The 15414-nt window shown below is 63.9% G+C and carries 13 protein-coding genes; 9 read left to right on the forward strand and 4 right to left on the reverse strand.

Annotated features, from left to right (window positions below; translation table 11 throughout):
- The first annotated feature begins 184 nt into the window (after positions 1-184).
- The 4 genes from acnA to PI93_RS18310 all read left to right on the forward strand — a co-directional run bounded on the left by acnA (position 185) and on the right by PI93_RS18310 (position 6468).
- Entirely contained in the window at positions 185-2893 is a 2709-nt protein-coding gene (gene acnA / locus PI93_RS18295) for an aconitate hydratase AcnA (RefSeq protein ID WP_039368533.1), read from the forward strand.
- Between the two features lie 213 nt (positions 2894-3106).
- On the forward strand, positions 3107-4594 hold the full coding sequence (locus PI93_RS18300; protein ID WP_039368536.1) for a DNA-3-methyladenine glycosylase 2: 1488 nt from the start codon (positions 3107-3109) through the stop codon (positions 4592-4594).
- Complete coding sequence (locus tag PI93_RS18305; protein WP_039368538.1) at positions 4591-5154, forward strand: methylated-DNA--[protein]-cysteine S-methyltransferase; 564 nt, start codon at positions 4591-4593, stop codon at positions 5152-5154. Before PI93_RS18300 ends, PI93_RS18305 begins: the two co-directional genes overlap by 4 nt.
- A 135-nt stretch (positions 5155-5289) precedes the next feature.
- Complete coding sequence (locus PI93_RS18310) at positions 5290-6468, forward strand: DUF2863 family protein (RefSeq protein ID WP_039368542.1); 1179 nt, start codon at positions 5290-5292, stop codon at positions 6466-6468.
- A gap of 115 nt (positions 6469-6583) precedes the next feature.
- Here PI93_RS18310 and trmB read toward each other — a convergent pair whose 3' ends face one another.
- Positions 6584-7282, reverse strand: coding sequence for a tRNA (guanine(46)-N(7))-methyltransferase TrmB (gene trmB / locus PI93_RS18315; protein WP_039368546.1), 699 nt, complete (start codon positions 7280-7282; stop codon positions 6584-6586).
- A 498-nt stretch (positions 7283-7780) separates the two neighbouring features.
- On the opposite strand from trmB, the gene PI93_RS18320 reads away from it, so the two are divergent.
- Positions 7781-8428 carry a BspC domain-containing protein gene (locus PI93_RS18320; RefSeq protein WP_052240547.1) on the forward strand — a complete coding sequence of 216 codons (648 nt, stop codon included), beginning with the start codon at positions 7781-7783 and terminating at the stop codon, positions 8426-8428.
- Positions 8429-8537: 109 nt separating this feature from the next.
- Here the strand turns inward: PI93_RS18320 and PI93_RS18325 are convergent, their stop codons facing one another.
- On the reverse strand, positions 8538-9686 hold the full coding sequence (locus PI93_RS18325) for a M14 family metallopeptidase (RefSeq protein WP_039368549.1): 1149 nt from the start codon (positions 9684-9686) through the stop codon (positions 8538-8540).
- Positions 9687-9752: 66 nt separating this feature from the next.
- Complete coding sequence (gene yaaA / locus PI93_RS18330; protein WP_039368552.1) at positions 9753-10532, reverse strand: peroxide stress protein YaaA; 780 nt, start codon at positions 10530-10532, stop codon at positions 9753-9755.
- A 47-nt stretch (positions 10533-10579) separates the two neighbouring features.
- On the opposite strand from yaaA, the gene PI93_RS18335 reads away from it, so the two are divergent.
- Both PI93_RS18335 and PI93_RS18340 read left to right on the forward strand, forming a co-directional pair.
- Positions 10580-11092: a putative toxin-antitoxin system toxin component, PIN family gene (locus PI93_RS18335; protein WP_039368554.1), complete on the forward strand. Its 513-nt coding sequence runs from the start codon at positions 10580-10582 to the stop codon at positions 11090-11092.
- Positions 11093-11233: 141 nt separating this feature from the next.
- Positions 11234-12466 (forward strand): pyridoxal phosphate-dependent aminotransferase, encoded by a 1233-nt coding sequence (locus PI93_RS18340; protein ID WP_236105798.1) that lies wholly within the window; start codon positions 11234-11236, stop codon positions 12464-12466.
- Positions 12467-12621: 155 nt separating this feature from the next.
- Here the strand turns inward: PI93_RS18340 and PI93_RS18345 are convergent, their stop codons facing one another.
- Entirely contained in the window at positions 12622-13278 is a 657-nt protein-coding gene (locus tag PI93_RS18345) for a glutathione S-transferase family protein (RefSeq protein WP_039368560.1), read from the reverse strand.
- A 17-nt stretch (positions 13279-13295) separates the two neighbouring features.
- On the opposite strand from PI93_RS18345, the gene PI93_RS18350 reads away from it, so the two are divergent.
- A complete protein-coding gene (locus tag PI93_RS18350) occupies positions 13296-13502 on the forward strand; it encodes a hypothetical protein (RefSeq protein ID WP_039368563.1) in 207 nt (68 codons plus the stop codon).
- 344 nt (positions 13503-13846) lie between these two features.
- Positions 13847-15403, forward strand: a complete 1557-nt coding sequence (locus PI93_RS18355) for a 3-hydroxyacyl-CoA dehydrogenase (RefSeq protein WP_052240549.1) — start codon at positions 13847-13849, stop codon at positions 15401-15403.
- Positions 15404-15414 lie beyond the last annotated feature (11 nt).

Below are 15414 nucleotides of genomic sequence, written 5' to 3' on the forward strand. Positions count from 1 at the left end.
GATCGCATGATGCGCCAGCCGCTTTCCTGCTGCAGCCTCAGCCCTACCCGTAGTCCCCGGTGCGCCGGACTTCCTCCGGCGCACCGGCGTCGCAACGGGCACCCGCGAGAGTGCCCGCACGACGCCGCCCCCCGCTAATCGCATTACCACCGCTTCGTTTTTCTGTATCACTCAAGGAAAGATCATGGCCCACAACCTCCACAAAACGCTTAAAGAGTTCAAACTCAGCGGCGACAAGAAAGGCAAGTTCTACTCGCTGCCCCAACTGGGTAAAGCCCTGGGTGTGAATGTCGAGCGCCTGCCGGTGTCGATCCGTATCGTGCTCGAGTCCGTGCTGCGCAACTGCGACGGCAAGAAGGTGACGGAAGAGCACGTCAAGCAACTGGCCAACTGGAAGCCGACCGCCGAGCGCACCGACGAAATCCCGTTCGTCGTGGCGCGCGTCGTGCTGCAGGATTTCACCGGCGTGCCGCTGCTGGCCGACCTGGCAGCCATGCGCAATGTCGCCGAGCGCCAGGGCAAGAACCCGAAGCGCATCGAGCCGCTCGTGCCGGTGGATCTGGTGGTTGACCACTCGGTCCAGATCGATCACTTCCGCGAGAAGAAAGCGCTCGACCTGAACATGAAGCTGGAATTCCAGCGCAATAACGAGCGTTATCAGTTCATGAAGTGGGGTATGCAGGCATTCGACACGTTCGGCGTCGTGCAACCGGGCTTCGGCATCGTGCACCAGGTGAACCTGGAGTACCTCGCCCGCGGCGTGCACAAGAAGGACGACGTGTTCTACCCGGATACCCTCGTGGGTACCGACAGCCACACGACCATGATCAACGGTATCGGCGTGGTGGGCTGGGGGGTGGGCGGTATCGAAGCCGAAGCCGGCATGCTGGGGCAACCGGTGTACTTCCTCACGCCGGACGTCGTCGGTGTGGAACTGACGGGCCGTCTGCGCGAAGGTGTGACCGCGACCGACCTGGTGCTCACCATCACGGAAATGCTGCGTCGCGAGAAGGTCGTCGGCAAGTTCGTCGAATTCTTCGGTGAAGGCACGGCAAGCCTGGCGCTGCCGGATCGCGCCACCATCGCGAACATGGCACCGGAATACGGCGCAACGATGGGCTTCTTCCCGGTCGACGAAAAGACCATCGACTACTTCAAGGGCACGGGCCGCACGAAGAGCGAAATCGATGCCTTCGAGTCGTACTTCAAGGCGCAGAAGCTGTTCGGCATTCCGAAGACCAACGAGATCGACTACACGAAGACGCTCACGCTGGATCTGGGCACGGTCGCCCCGTCGCTGGCTGGTCCGAAGCGTCCGCAAGACCGCATCGAAATCGGTAATGTGAAGTCGACGTTCAAGGATCTCTTCACCAAGCCGGTGGCAGAGAACGGCTTCAACAAGACCGAAGAACAACTCGACACGACCTACAAGACCGACAGCGGCATCGATGTGCAAAACGGCGACGTGCTGATCGCCGCCATCACGTCGTGCACGAACACGTCGAACCCGAGCGTGCTGCTCGCAGCAGGTTTGCTGGCCAAGAAGGCGGTGGAAGCCGGCCTGAAGGTCGCGCCGCACATCAAGACCTCGCTCGCCCCGGGAAGCCGCGTGGTGACCGAGTACCTCGAAGCTGCCGGTCTGCTGCCGTACCTCGAGAAGCTGGGCTTCGGCGTGACGGCCTACGGCTGCACGACCTGCATCGGTAATGCCGGCGATCTGACGGCCGAACTGAACGACACGATCGTGAAGAACGATCTGGTCGCTGCCGCCGTCCTGTCGGGCAACCGTAACTTCGAAGCGCGCATTCACCCGAACATTCGCGCCAACTTCCTCGCTTCGCCGCCGCTCGTCGTGGCCTACGCCATCGCCGGCAATGTGCGTCGCGACCTGATGACCGAACCGGTCGGCAAGGGTCGTGGCGGCCGTGACATCTTCCTGGGCGACATTTGGCCGACCAGCGAAGAAATCCACAAGCTGATGAAGTTCGCCATGAACGCGAAGGTCTTCAAGACCAACTACGACTCGGTGAAGGAACCGAGCCCGCTGTGGGCCAAGGTCAAGGGCTCGAAGGGGCAGGTCTACGATTGGCCGACCTCGACGTACATTGCCGAGCCGCCGTTCTTCGACGGTTTCGCGATGGACCCGAAGACCGATATCGAACCGATCCACGGCGCCCGCGCGCTGGGGGTGTTCGGTGACTCGGTCACGACCGATCACATCAGCCCGGCCGGCTCGATCAAGGAAACGTCGCCCGCAGGCAAGTGGCTGCTCGAAAACGGCGTGCTCAAGGCCGACTTCAACAGCTACGGCTCGCGCCGCGGCAACCACGAAGTGATGATGCGCGGCACGTTCGCCAACGTGCGTATCAAGAATCTGATGATCCCCGCGAAGGAAGACGGTTCGCGCGTCGAAGGCGGCCTGACGATTCACCAGCCGAGCGGCGAACAACTGTCGATCTATGACGCTGCCATGAAGTATGTCGGCGACAACATCCCGACGGTGGTGTTCGGCGGCGAAGAGTACGGCACGGGTTCGTCGCGTGACTGGGCAGCCAAGGGCACGCAACTGCTCGGCGTGAAAGCGGTCATCGCGCGCTCGTTCGAGCGTATCCACCGCTCGAATCTGGTCGGCATGGGCGTGCTGCCCCTGCAGTTCAAGGGCTCGGACAGCGCGCAGTCGCTCGGCATCACGGGCGAAGAGACGTTCGACATCGAAGGGCTGAGCGCCGACATCAAGCCGCAGCAGGATGTCACGCTGGTGATCCATCGCAAGAACGGCGAAACGCAAAAGGTGCAAGTCCTGCTGCGTATCGACACGCCGATCGAAGTGGATTACTACAAGCACGGCGGTATTCTGCCGTTCGTGCTGCGTCAACTGCTCGCCGCTGCCTGATTGGCGGTTCGCGAGTGACTCAGGCTATCGGGCGACGCCTTGTCGTCCGATAGCACGCAAAACCCGGCCTCGCGCCGGGTTTTGCCGTTTTGGCCACCTCGACGCTCCCGGCCCGCCCGGCCTTGTCATGTCCGAAAATGACTAGCACCGCCCGGGCCTCGCGCGTAGAGTGACAGCCATGTCCTCCGCCCCCGCCCTGCCGGCTGTCCGCTCATGACGCTCGACCCCGAAGTCTGTTACAAGGCCGTCTCCGCTCGCGACCGGCGCTTCGACGGCTGGTTCTTCGTCGGCGTGTCCTCCACCGGCATCTACTGCCGCCCGGTGTGCAACGTGCGAACGCCGCGCTTCGAGAATTGCACCTTCTACGGCAGCGCCGCCGCTGCCGAGAAGGCCGGTTACCGCCCTTGTCTGAAGTGCCGCCCTGAACTCGCCCCCGGCGGCGCGCGTTTCGACGCCACCCGCGAACTCGCCGACGCCGCCGCCGCGATGATCGACGAAGGCTTCCTCAACCGCGCCGGACTCCCGGCACTCGCGGCCCGCATCGGCATCACGGAACGCCATCTGCGCCGTATCTTCGCCGACGAGTTCGGTGTCTCGCCCATCGAGTACGCGCAGACGCAACGGCTGCTGCTCGCCAAGCGTCTGCTCACCGATACGGCGCTGCCGGTGACGGAAATCGCCCTCGCCTCCGGTTTCGGCAGCGTCCGACGCTTCAACGGCCTGTTCAAAACCCGCTACGGCTTCGCCCCCGGCCGGCTTCGCCTGAATGCCCGCCATGCGCGGCTCCCCGATGGCGATCTCGTATTCCAGCTCGCCTACCGGCCGCCCTTTGCCTGGCACGCCCTCCTCGACTTCCTTGGCGACCGGGCAATCGAAGGCGTTGAACTGCGCGAGGGCGACGTCTACACCCGCACGCTGAACATCGAGCGACAAGACGGGCAAACCGTCGCCGGATGGTGTCGCATCGTGCCGCTGCCGGATCGCCACGCGTTGCAAGTGACGCTGCCGCCCGTGCTGGCCGGCAGCGTGCCCCAGGTGCTGGGCAAACTGCGCCATCTGTTCGACCTGGGTGCGCGTCCGGACGTCATCGACGCCCATCTCGGGCAACTCGCTGCGACAACCCCGGGCCTGCGAGTGCCGGGCGCGGTCGACGGCTTCGAGATTGCCGTGCGCGCCATCGTCGGTCAGCAAATCACTGTCAAAGGCGCCCGACGCTTGCTTGGGCGCCTCGCGCAACGCTTCGGCACGCCGCTGCCTGCCCCGGCGCATGGTCTGACGCACACCTTCCCCAGCGCCGCGCAACTGCTCGCCGCCTCCTCCGACTCACTTGGCCAGGCCGGTATCATTCGAAGTCGAATTGCCGCGATCCACGGGGTCGCGCAGGCGATCGTCGATGGCCACCTGCGGCTTGACCCACTGGCACCGCTGGAAGCCACCATAGAGGCGCTGCTCGCTATCAAGGGCATCGGACCGTGGACGGCGCAGTACATCGCGATGCGCGCCCTCGGTTCGCCCGACGCGATCCCCGTCGACGATCTGGTACTGCGTCAGGCACTGGGCGTGACCGACGGACGCGCCGTCGCCGCACGCACGACCCAATGGGCGCCGTGGCGCGCCTACGCGGCGCTGCATATCTGGCGCGCGGCAGCACAAGGACCGGCAGGCCAACCGGTCGAGACTTTGCAGGAGGTATTGGCATGACCCGCTACGAAACGTATTACGGCAGCCCGCTGGGCGAGATGCTGCTCGTCGCGAATGGCGACGCCATCACCGGCGTTTATTTCTCGCATCAGAAGTACTTTCCGCAAGACACCGATGTGCGCCGCGACGGCGACGACATCGCCGTTCTGAACGACGCGAAGCGCCAACTCGACGAGTATTTTCACGAAGGACGCCGCACGTTCGAACTCGCGCTGGCCCCTGAAGGCACGCCGTTTCAGCAACGCGTCTGGGGCGAACTGCGCCGTATCCCGTTCGGCGAGACACGCAGCTACGGCGATCTGGCCCACGCGTTGGGCGACGCGAACAAGTCGCGCGCCGTCGGCGCCGCCAACGGGCGGAATCCGATAACGATCATCGTTCCTTGCCACCGCGTGATCGGCGCGGACGGCACCCTCACCGGCTATGCCAGCGGCGTGGAGCGCAAGCTCGCCCTGCTCTCGCTCGAAGGCGCAGCGCTGGCCGCCGTCAATGGCACCGGTGCTGGCGCGACGCGGCGCACACGGCTGTCGGCACCCGCCAATCTCGCATTCGATTTCTGACGGAAATCGGTGGCCGGCGTCGAAGCGCGGGACTGGCTCGCCGGACCGCGCGAGCACGATTGACGGGTATGTCCCATCAATCGCGTTCACGCATGCCGTACAATCGTGAGTTCATGTATTTCTGCTTTGCATACTATGCGCCCACGCACCGCCAAACGACTGACTCCCGACGCTGAAAAACTGGTCGGCCACGCGCTTGCGCTCGCCGCCTCCGGTAGCCGTATCGAGGACCGCTTCTGGGAAGCCCAGCTCGACACGTTGCTCACGCGCGTGCTGCGCACGGGAAACCAGCCGGCCATCGACGCGGCGCTCGATCATCTTCAGGCCAACCACAGCGAGGCCTACGGCGCCCTGGCGGACCTGATCGAATCGCAAAGCGAATCGGCGGAACCCGAGGCCGAAGATCAGGTATGGGACGGTCTGCTCGTCGCCATCCCGATTCTGGCCTGGACACGCTACGCCATCCCCTCCGGCCCGGTGAAAGCCGACGCGCTCATGCCCATTCGCGCGCATCTGCATGCGCATGTGCTGGCAGAATCCGCACGCGTGGCCATTTCGCCCTATCTCTACAGCATCGATCAATTGCCGCGCACACATTGCGAGTCGTGGAAGGTCACGCAGCAACTCGTGCGGGCGGCCGTCGATCACGCCGAGGTCAAGCAGCCGGGCAACGATCTGCCGGAGACAGCCCCGATCCTCGCCGACCCGCGCTTCCTGCTGGCGGCCGTCACCGTCCCGAAGGGCACACCGATGTTCCGCTGGCAGGAAGACGGCGCACGTCACGCCGAGCGCGGCCAGTGCCAGGAGGCATGGTCGGCACAGGGTGGACCGAATCTGAATGCGCTGTTGCCGGGCTGCGAAATCGAATGCCTGCTGCCCGACGCGTATTACGCCAGTTGCCGCGAGGCCGACGAGCGCATTCGCCCTCACACGATCCGCACGGCGTTGCGCTATCTCGAAGACGTGCTGACGCTCACGCCTACCGAGCTGCGCGCGGTCGTGGCCGGCTTCGGCGAGCAGAACATCGACGAGTACCGCATCGGCTTTACGCAGCGCGGCAGCAACGATGTCATCTACGGTGTCGTGTGGCCGCTGTATGGTCGCGAGAACGGCGAAGTCGAAGGCGGTGCGCTCGACGAAGTCACCGACCTGCTCAAGTCCTGCGGTGTGACCGAGATCCGCAAACACCCGGGGCGCTTCGATCCGGAGTATTGCGACGATTGCGGCGTGCCGCTCTATCCGGACCCGGTGGGGGAAATCGTCCATGCGGAAATGCCGGAAGACGCCGAACCGAATCGCCCTCATTTCCACTGATCGTTAGCGCGTCGCCCTGATGCGCATCGGCGCCTGCCGACGATACCAAAATGGCCGAGCGCTTTTTTCAGCGCCCGGCCATTTTTTCGTGTCGTGGGCGAAGCACGCCCTCCCCTCAATCCAATGGCGACGTCGACGGCAACGTCACGACGCATCGATGCAACCCGTGCCCCGACGCCAGATATTTGCGCTCGAACGGCGTGACAGGCGGAACCCCCGGCTCAGGCAACCACGCCTCGACCGCCGGACGCACGCCACTGAGCCACTCGACCGCCAGCGCAAATTCGTCGATGTAGATATTCCAGTTACTGCGACACTCCAGCACGCCACCTAGCGCCACGACCGTGGGAAACACGGCATGTGCGTGCCAGCGTCGCGCGAGTTGACCGATCTTCGGCCACGGATTCGGATAGAGGATGTAATGCCGTGCCGGACGAATGCCCGCGTCGAACAATTGCCGCCAGAAGTCGACGAGATCGGCACGCACCCACACGAAGTTCTCGGGCCACACGCCGTCCCACCAATCCTTGCCGCGCACGATGCGGCTCTCCGATTGGTCGATACCAATGACGAAGTGATCGGGGAATTGCGTCGCCAGCCGCAAGGTGCTCTCCCCCACGCCGCATCCCGCGTCGATGATCAGCGGCGCGGCCCCGGCGCGACGCCAGGCGGCGATGGCCGCGTCGAAGGCGTCTGCGCTGTAGCCCGCCAACGGCTTGCGGAATACCGCGTCGCGATGACGTTTCACGAGATCCGCAAGCTTGTCGTGCGGCCCGGTTTGAGCACTGTCGACAGTGCGCGAATTTGCAAACATGCGAGAAGAGAAAACGTGGGGCTTCAGAAGTCGATAACCGAACGCGCATTGTGCGAATCGCTCGAAAACCTTTGAAATGTGCCGCTATTCGAGCGATTGCACAGCCGCTGCAGATGACACAATGCGCCCCCTGTCATCGCCGGATAGTGGCGATGACTGCGAAATGTGCGCACGCATCGCGATATCGGCGCGTCAGTCTGGCACGCATTGTAGCGCGCTGTAACTTTCGCGACGTGTCGTGCGACGTTTGCGGGCTTGCCCAGCGGGGCGTCAGCGCCATTTTTTCGGTTAAGATGGGAATCGCTTTGCCGTCGATTTTCAGAATACGGCAAAGCCTCTTCGCGAGCGGCGCTTGCCAACGACTCACACGATGGGTCATCGCATGCCCGCATTGCTCTGCAATGCTTAGCGTCTGTTCGCGTGAATGCCAGAGACCTCAAAGGTGCGCGCCGGGATTCACGCGAGCAGACTCTTACGCCCCCGAGAATACGTCACAGAATGTCGAATCGATTTCTTCAACGCGCCGCAGGCGTCGTGTTGCGAGCTGTGCGCCAGGTCGCCGGCATCGCCGCGATGGCTGCGCCGCTCTGCCTCACGGCCTTTACGGCCCCTGTGCAGGCTTTCACGCTCGAACAGCATCGCGCACTGGTCGAGCAATTCATCAACACGCGTCATGCCGATCCGCTCGTCGCCGATTGCGCTGCGCACGCCAGCTTTGTCGTCGCCACATTGCCCGGCTATGAGAGCGTCGAGTACGGCGAAAACGCGCTGGATCCGGAACACGCGAAGGTCGCGCCGTGGTCCGGTCCGTTCGACGATCGCAAGCAACGCGTCGACGTCACGCAGATGGTCGAACTCGACGGCGTCGGCAAGCGCACCAGCGGTCAGACGGATAACCTCCATATTCGCTGTGGCTACGCCGATGGCCGCATGATGGGCTTCGATTACACCTCGCCGCTGCCGCAGGTCGAACAACCGGTGAAGCGCGCCGCACGCAACAACACGCGCGGCAAGTCGTCGCACGCCACCGCGAAATCGGGCAAGCGCGGCACCACAGCCAAATCGTCGGGCGCGAAGTCGTCGGCGAAATCGTCGAGCAGCAGCACGGCCAAGAAGACCACGACGACTAAGAAAAAATCGAACTGATCGCCACCGCGCGATCAAGGCCGGGAGATGAAGCACGACGCATGGCGCGTCGTGCTTTATTGCGTCTGTGTGCGGCCCGAATAACGCCTTATGGCTTTTGCATCCGGCCTCATGCGTTGTCAGCCTGCATCTGCGACCAGATGGCGGCAAGCATCGACGCGCCCAACGCCGCACTTCTTGCGCCGTTCCAGCCGACCTGCGTGTCCGGACGGTTCGCGTTGTCCTTGAACGGCATTTCCAGCGTGAGCGAGAGGCAGCCGAAGCGATGGGCAATCCACTTCGACGCGAGCTTGAGCGACTCCTGGCCGTGCTTGCCCGGCGGATAGCCGAACTTGTCCTGAAAGTCGAGACTCGCGGCCTTCAGGCGTTCGCCGAATGCCTTCTCGCGGGCAAGCACCGCGTCGGTCGCCCACTCGACACCGTCGTTCCCTGCGAGAAATACGTAAGGCAGCGCTTCGTCGCCATGAATGTCGAAGAACATGTCGCAGCCCACGGCCTCGATGGCCGCACGCACGTGATACACCTCGGGACTGCGCTGGAGATCCGGCGCAAGCCACTCGCGATTCAGATTCGCTCCCGTGGCATTCGTGCGCAGATTGCCACGCGCCGCACCGTCGGGGTTCATGTTCGGAACGATGTGCAGCACCGCTTCGTCGAGCACGGCGTTGGCGAGCGGATCGCCGGCCCAATCGCCCGCACCGAGCAGACGGCGCAGCATCCCTTCCACGAACCACTCGGCCATCGTCTCACCGGGATGCTGACGTGCGATCACCCAGATATTGCGCTTGCCGGCACGCGGCTCGCCCACGCTCAACAACGTCATGTCGCGCCCGTCGACGGTCTGCCCCAGTGAGCGCGAACTCACTCGCGGCGAGTTCTGCGCCGTACCGAGCAACGCCAGATGACGCTCCTCCGCATACGGCTCGAAATACGCGAGATAGACGCTGTCGTGCGCAGGCGTGAACGACACCGTCATGACCTGCCCGTCATACGATGTCGGTACGCGAAACCATGTCACGCGATCGTATGACGCGACGGCGCGGTAGTTCTCCCAGCCGCGTGGATAGGACGTCTGCCCGGCGTTATCGAACACGATACGGCACGGTGCGTCCCCCACGCCCTGCACGCGGAAGTGAAACCATTGGGCGAACTCGGCGGCGCCGTCCTGCGGCACGCGAACGTGAATGTCGTCGGCACGCTCGGCGCTCACCACCTGGATGGCGCCGCTGTCGAACTGGCTGCTGATGTGGACGGTCATGGCTTGTCTCGCTGGCGAAAGTGAAAAGCCCCGGGACATGGCCACGGGGCTGGAGATCGGCGGGCGTCAGGCCACGCGACGACGGAACACCCAGAGTGAATCGTTCGACACGCTGTCGTCGAACGCATAGCCCTCGCTGTCGAAGGCCTTCAATTGCTGCACATCGGTCACACCGCGCTCGATCGCATAACGCGCCATCAGACCGCGTGCGCGCTTGGCGTAGAAGCTGATGATCTTGTACTTGCCGCTCTTCCAGTCTTCAAACACCGGCGTAATCACGGGCGCGGCAACGAGACGGCGCTTGATGACCTTGAAATACTCTTCGGAAGCGAGATTCACGAGCACGCGACGCGTCTCGGCATGCTCCGCGAGCGACGCGTTGATCGTCTGCGTCACACGCTCCCCCCAGAACGCATACAGATCGCGCCCGCGCTTGTTGACGAAGCGCGTGCCCATCTCCAACCGGTACGGTTGCAGCAGGTCGAGCGGGCGCAGCACGCCATACAGGCCCGACAGGATTCGCAGATGCTTCTGCGCGAAGTCGAGTTGCGTGGCATTCAGGGAGCGGGCGCCGAGCCCTTCGTAGACGTCGCCGTTGAAGGCGAGCACAGCCTGTTTGGCATTGCTCGTGTCGAAGCGAGGCGACCAGTCGGCGTAGCGGGTGGCGTTCAGCGACGCGAGTTGATCGGAAATGCTCATGAGCGAGCCGACCTGAGCAGGGCTCAGTTCACGCAGGCCCTCGATCAATTCGGCCGCGTCGTCGACGAACTGTGGCACGGTGTGCGTGCTCACGTGCGGCGGCGTTTCGTAGTCGAGCGATTTGGCCGGCGAGAGAACAATTATCATATCGGGTGCAGCGTTCCTGCGAAAACGAGAAACCGCCATTCTATCCAATGCTTCAAAACGCCGTTGCCACGCCCACCGAACGGGCCTTCGCCGAGCACCTCGATACGCTCACCACCCCACCGCGCGTGGTCCTGGACACGAATGTCTGGATCGATCTGCTGGTGTTCGACGATCCGGTGGCGCGTCCCGTGCGCGACGCCCTCGTCGAGCGCCGCCTCGTCGCACTCATGGCGCCGCGTTGCCGCGACGAACTCGCCGTAGTACTCACGTACCCGCAATTCTCATCACGCGCGATCGACAACGACGCCGCCCTCGCCTGGGTCGACGCCCACACGCACCGCATCGTGGTCCCGGACGACGCCCCACCACCGGTCCAGTTGCCGCTGTGCCGCGACCGCGACGATCAGAAATTCCTCGAAGCCGCCCGCGACGGGCACGCGCACTGGCTCGTCAGCAAGGACAAGGCCGTGCTGAAGCTGCGCAGCCGTGTGGCGCGGCAGTTCGGCTTTCGCATCGTGACGGCCGCCGCTTTCACGTCATTGCTCATGCCGGGCGCGTAAACACCGCAAGTCCCGTCGGAATGGCCGCAGAGCGGCATAAGGAATCTCCGAAATCGAACGCCAAGCGCACGGGCGTCGGCCGCATGCCGGGCGCAGCGGCGTTAGAATGACGGCCTGATCACTGCATCGTCCATCGCACAAATGAACGCGCCTCACACCGCCTCAACGGCTTCTTCGGCTTCTTCGGCTTCGCGGGCTTCGGTATTGCCCGCTGCTCAGGCGTTGGCTGCCCCGCCGCTCGCCTCGCGTCTGCCGAACGTCGGCACCACCATCTTCACTGTGATGTCGGCGCTCGCTGCCGAGAAGCAGGCAGTGAACCTCGGTCAGGGCTTCCCCGATTTCGCTTGCGATCCGAAGATCGTCGACGCCGTCTCGCGCGCCATGCGCGAAGACCACAATCAGTACCCACCGATGGCAGGTGTACCGGCGCTGCGTCAGGCCATTGCCGACAAGATCGGCAAGCTTTACGGACAGCAATACGACTGGAACACCGAAATCACGGTGACCGCCGGCGCCACCCAGGCGCTGCTCACGGCGATTCTCGCGACCGTGCATCCGGGCGACGAAGTGATCGTGTTCGAGCCGACCTACGACAGCTACGTCCCCTCGATCGAACTGGCCGGTGGCAAGCCGGTATTCATTACGCTCGAGGCCCCCGAGTTCCGCATCCCGTTCGACAAACTCGCGGCCGCGATCACGCCGCGCACCCGTCTCATCCTGTTCAACACCCCGCACAACCCGAGCGGCACCGTGTGGCACGAGCAAGATCTCGCGAAACTGGCCGACATCGTGGCGGGCACCGACATTCTGCTGATCTCGGACGAGGTCTACGAACACATGGTGTATGACGGCAAGCGACACGAAAGTGTGGCGCGCCATCCGGAGTTGGCACGCCGCAGCTTCATCGTGTCGAGCTTCGGCAAGACCTATCACGTGACGGGCTGGAAGGTCGGCTTCGTCGCGGCACCGGCGGCCCTCTCGGCGGAATTCCGCAAGGTGCACCAGTTCAACGTGTTCACCGTCAACACACCGATGCAAGTGGGGCTGGCGGATTACATGCGCGACCCTGCCCCGTATCTCGAACTCTCGGGCTTCTATCAGAAGAAGCGCGACCTGTTCCGCGAAGGCCTGGCGGAGACCCGCTTCAAACTGCTGCCATGCGAAGGCACGTATTTCCAGTGCGTGGATTACAGCGCCATCAGCGACATGAGCGAAGGCGACTTCGCCCTGTGGCTGACCGGTGAGATCGGCGTGGCGGCCATTCCCGTCTCGGCGTTCTATCACGAGCCGCACGAATCCGGCGTCGTTCGCTTCTGCTTCGCCAAGAAAGACGACACATTGCGCGAAGCACTGACGCGACTGGCGAAGATCTGATCGCCTGCCATTACCGAAAAAGAAGGGCCGCAATCTGAAAATATTGCGGCCCTTTCGTTTTGCATCGATGAGGCTTGCGAATGCGTCACGAGGAACGGGATTCCCGTTCTGCCATCTCGCGCCCCCCCCCCCGACGCATCGCACCTTATCGCGCTTTACCCCGTCTTCTTCGCCTGTTGTGCCTGCTGATACGCCTTCTGTTCGGCACGCATACGTTGGAACGATTCGCGCTCGGCGAGTCGCTTGCCATACGCCTTCCAGTCGATGCCGGCGCTCTGCAGGAAGTCTTCGCCATAGACCGCTTGCGTGGCCATGCCGAGGATCGGCAGGTGGATGCCGGCCACGATGTCGGCCATCGAGAACGTGTCGCCCGCCACATACGGCGCAAACTTCGCCAGCCGCTTGAACGCCACAATGTTCCTGCGCAGCAGCTTCTCCGTGCGATTGCGCGTGCCCTCCGACACCGTGCCGCCGAAGAAGGCCTGCGAGTACACCTCGCGCACCACCAACTCCAGATGCAACTCCGTCATGGTGATCAGCTCGCGCACTTTGGCCTGCTGCCACGGGTCGCTGGGGAAAAGTGCCGGCGACGGGTGTGTCGCCTCAAGGTAGTCGCAAATCACCTGTGACTCGGCCAGAAAGCCGTGCGCCGTCTGCAGGTATGGCACTTTGCCAAGTGGCGAGCATTGCAACATCCCCTCTTCCTGGCAAGGAATCGATTCCGACTCCTCGAAGGGCAAGCCCTTCTCGTACAGCACAACCTTAACCTTGTTGTAGTAGTTACTGACTGGAAAGCCGTACAGCTTCAACATGATGTCTCCCGTGCGGCATGGCCAGCACCTCTGAGGTCGTCGAGGCGCCATGGTCCGTGCGCAGTTTCATGATGCGTCCCTGGTACACCGCGCCCTCTGCGGTCGCGGCGTCGCGTTGGCTGCCTGTCTCGGCTCATGCGGAGAACGTCGTCGACACGGATTGCGCCAAGGGCAACGCGCGCGATAACGGCCATGAGGGCGACCGGCGGCTCCCCGAAGTGTAACGGTATCGCACGGCCGTTCGCACGAGGCGTGACGGGAATCGCGTCCCGAATTCTGCCAGTGCGTCGGGCCGCGCGAACCGCGCGAGGCTTGCGTCAGCCTCGCTGCCAACCGCCGCACCGCAGACCGCCCAGCGGAACAAGCGCTGGCAGCCACAACAAGATCGGCGACAATAGCGGCAACGCGATAGGGGCATCGGTTTGCATTGCCGCGCAACTCGTCAGGAAATTCATTTCCCGACCGACCGGTCGGACGATAGAATGTCGAGTCACACCGCGCTGCGCCATGCGCGCCAACAGAACGACACCGATCGACGACAATCGACACCAACTTCGAGACACTCCGTATGACTGCATCCTCCTCCCCGGCATCCGCGAACGCTCCGGCCAAGGTTATCGATGTGCTAGGCATCGTCGGTGCCGGCGCCATGGGCCGAGGCATCGCCCAAATCGCCGCTCAGGCCGGTTTGCGCGTGAAGCTATACGACACCAATGCCAAGGCCGTACAAGCCGCGCTGGACGCCCTGCGCGACACGCTGGACAAGCTCGCGGCGAAGGGCAAGATCGAGGCGTCGAGTGTCGAGGCGACGATGGGCCGTCTGCAGGCGTGCCATGCGCTCGAGGATCTGGCCGATTGCCAACTGGTGGTCGAAGCCATCATCGAGAAACTCGACATCAAACGCGACCTGTTCCGCTCGCTCGAAGGCATCGTCGCAGCCGATGCAATTCTCGCGTCGAATACGTCGTCGCTGTCGATTACGGCCATCGCGGCAGCGTGCGAGCGTCCGGAGCGCGTGGCGGGTTACCACTTTTTCAACCCGGTGCCACTCATGAAGGTGGTCGAGGTCATCGACGGCCTGCGTACCGCTCCTGAAGTCGGCGATGCCCTGCTCGCGCTGGGCCAGCGCATGGGCCACACGGCCGTGCGCTGCAAGGATATGCCCGGCTTCATCGTCAACCACGCCGGACGCGGCATGAACACCGAAGGTCTGCGCGTCGCCAGCGAGGGCGTGGCGAGCTTTGCCGACATCGATCGCATCCTGCGCGAGCAAGCGGGCTTTCGCCTCGGCACGTTCGAACTGCTCGACCTGACGGCGCTCGACGTCTCGCATCCGGTGATGGAGTCGATCTATCACCAGTTCTTTGAGGAGGCACGCTTCCGTCCGTCGCCGATCACCACCGTGCGCTTTGCCGGCGGGCTGCTGGGGCGGAAAGTCGGCGAAGGCTTCTACCGTTATGTCGACGGCAAACAGCAAGTGCCGGCCGAAGCCCCTGCCCCGGACACCCTGCCGGCCAGCGTCTGGGTCAGCCGGGCCGATGCGCGCGGCTTCGCGGCCGTGATCGAACTGCTGGGCGCGACGGGCGTGAGCATCGAAAGCGGCGACAAGCCGTCGGCGTCGGCGCTGATCGTCGTCACGCCGCTCGGTCTGGATGCCACGACCTGCGCCGTCGAGCAAGGTCTCGACGCCACGCGTACCGTCGCCGTGGATACGCTGCTGCCGCTCGCAGGCGCGAAGCGTCATACGCTCATGACCACACCGGTCACGACACCCGACGCGCGCAACGCGGCACATGCGCTGTTCGCACACGGCGGCACACCGGTGACGGTGATCCGCGACTCGGCCGGCTTCGTCGCGCAACGCGTGATCGCCACCATCGTCAATATCGGCGCGGATATTGCGCAGCAACGCATTGCCACGCCGGGCGACATCGATCGCGCCGTGACCCTGGGTCTGGGCTACGCCAAGGGTCCGCTCGCACTGGGCGACGCCGTCGGTGCACGCCAGTTGCTCACCGTGCTGCGTAACCTGCAATCGTTCTACGGCGACCCGCGTTATCGTCCGTCGCCGTGGCTCTCGCGTCGCGCCCAGCTTGGCGTGTCGCTGCTCACCGACGAACAGTGATCCGGAGATTC

Source organism: Pandoraea fibrosis (genome assembly GCF_000807775.2).
Taxonomy (GTDB): Bacteria; Pseudomonadota; Gammaproteobacteria; order Burkholderiales; family Burkholderiaceae; genus Pandoraea; species Pandoraea fibrosis.

What these genes read in the sequence shown, in the direction of transcription:
- acnA (WP_039368533.1), top strand. Translation starts at nt 185, where the DNA reads ATGGCCCACAACCTCCACAAAACGCTTAAAGAGTTCAAACTCAGCGGC.
- PI93_RS18300 (WP_039368536.1), top strand. Translation starts at nt 3,107, where the DNA reads ATGACGCTCGACCCCGAAGTCTGTTACAAGGCCGTCTCCGCTCGCGAC.
- PI93_RS18305 (WP_039368538.1), top strand. Translation starts at nt 4,591, where the DNA reads ATGACCCGCTACGAAACGTATTACGGCAGCCCGCTGGGCGAGATGCTG.
- PI93_RS18310 (WP_039368542.1), top strand. Translation starts at nt 5,290, where the DNA reads ATGCGCCCACGCACCGCCAAACGACTGACTCCCGACGCTGAAAAACTG.
- trmB (WP_039368546.1), bottom strand. Translation starts at nt 7,282, where the DNA reads ATGTTTGCAAATTCGCGCACTGTCGACAGTGCTCAAACCGGGCCGCAC.
- PI93_RS18320 (WP_052240547.1), top strand. Translation starts at nt 7,781, where the DNA reads ATGTCGAATCGATTTCTTCAACGCGCCGCAGGCGTCGTGTTGCGAGCT.
- PI93_RS18325 (WP_039368549.1), bottom strand. Translation starts at nt 9,686, where the DNA reads ATGACCGTCCACATCAGCAGCCAGTTCGACAGCGGCGCCATCCAGGTG.
- yaaA (WP_039368552.1), bottom strand. Translation starts at nt 10,532, where the DNA reads ATGATAATTGTTCTCTCGCCGGCCAAATCGCTCGACTACGAAACGCCG.
- PI93_RS18335 (WP_039368554.1), top strand. Translation starts at nt 10,580, where the DNA reads ATGCTTCAAAACGCCGTTGCCACGCCCACCGAACGGGCCTTCGCCGAG.
- PI93_RS18340 (WP_236105798.1), top strand. Translation starts at nt 11,234, where the DNA reads ATGAACGCGCCTCACACCGCCTCAACGGCTTCTTCGGCTTCTTCGGCT.
- PI93_RS18345 (WP_039368560.1), bottom strand. Translation starts at nt 13,278, where the DNA reads ATGTTGAAGCTGTACGGCTTTCCAGTCAGTAACTACTACAACAAGGTT.
- PI93_RS18350 (WP_039368563.1), top strand. Translation starts at nt 13,296, where the DNA reads ATGGCCAGCACCTCTGAGGTCGTCGAGGCGCCATGGTCCGTGCGCAGT.
- PI93_RS18355 (WP_052240549.1), top strand. Translation starts at nt 13,847, where the DNA reads ATGACTGCATCCTCCTCCCCGGCATCCGCGAACGCTCCGGCCAAGGTT.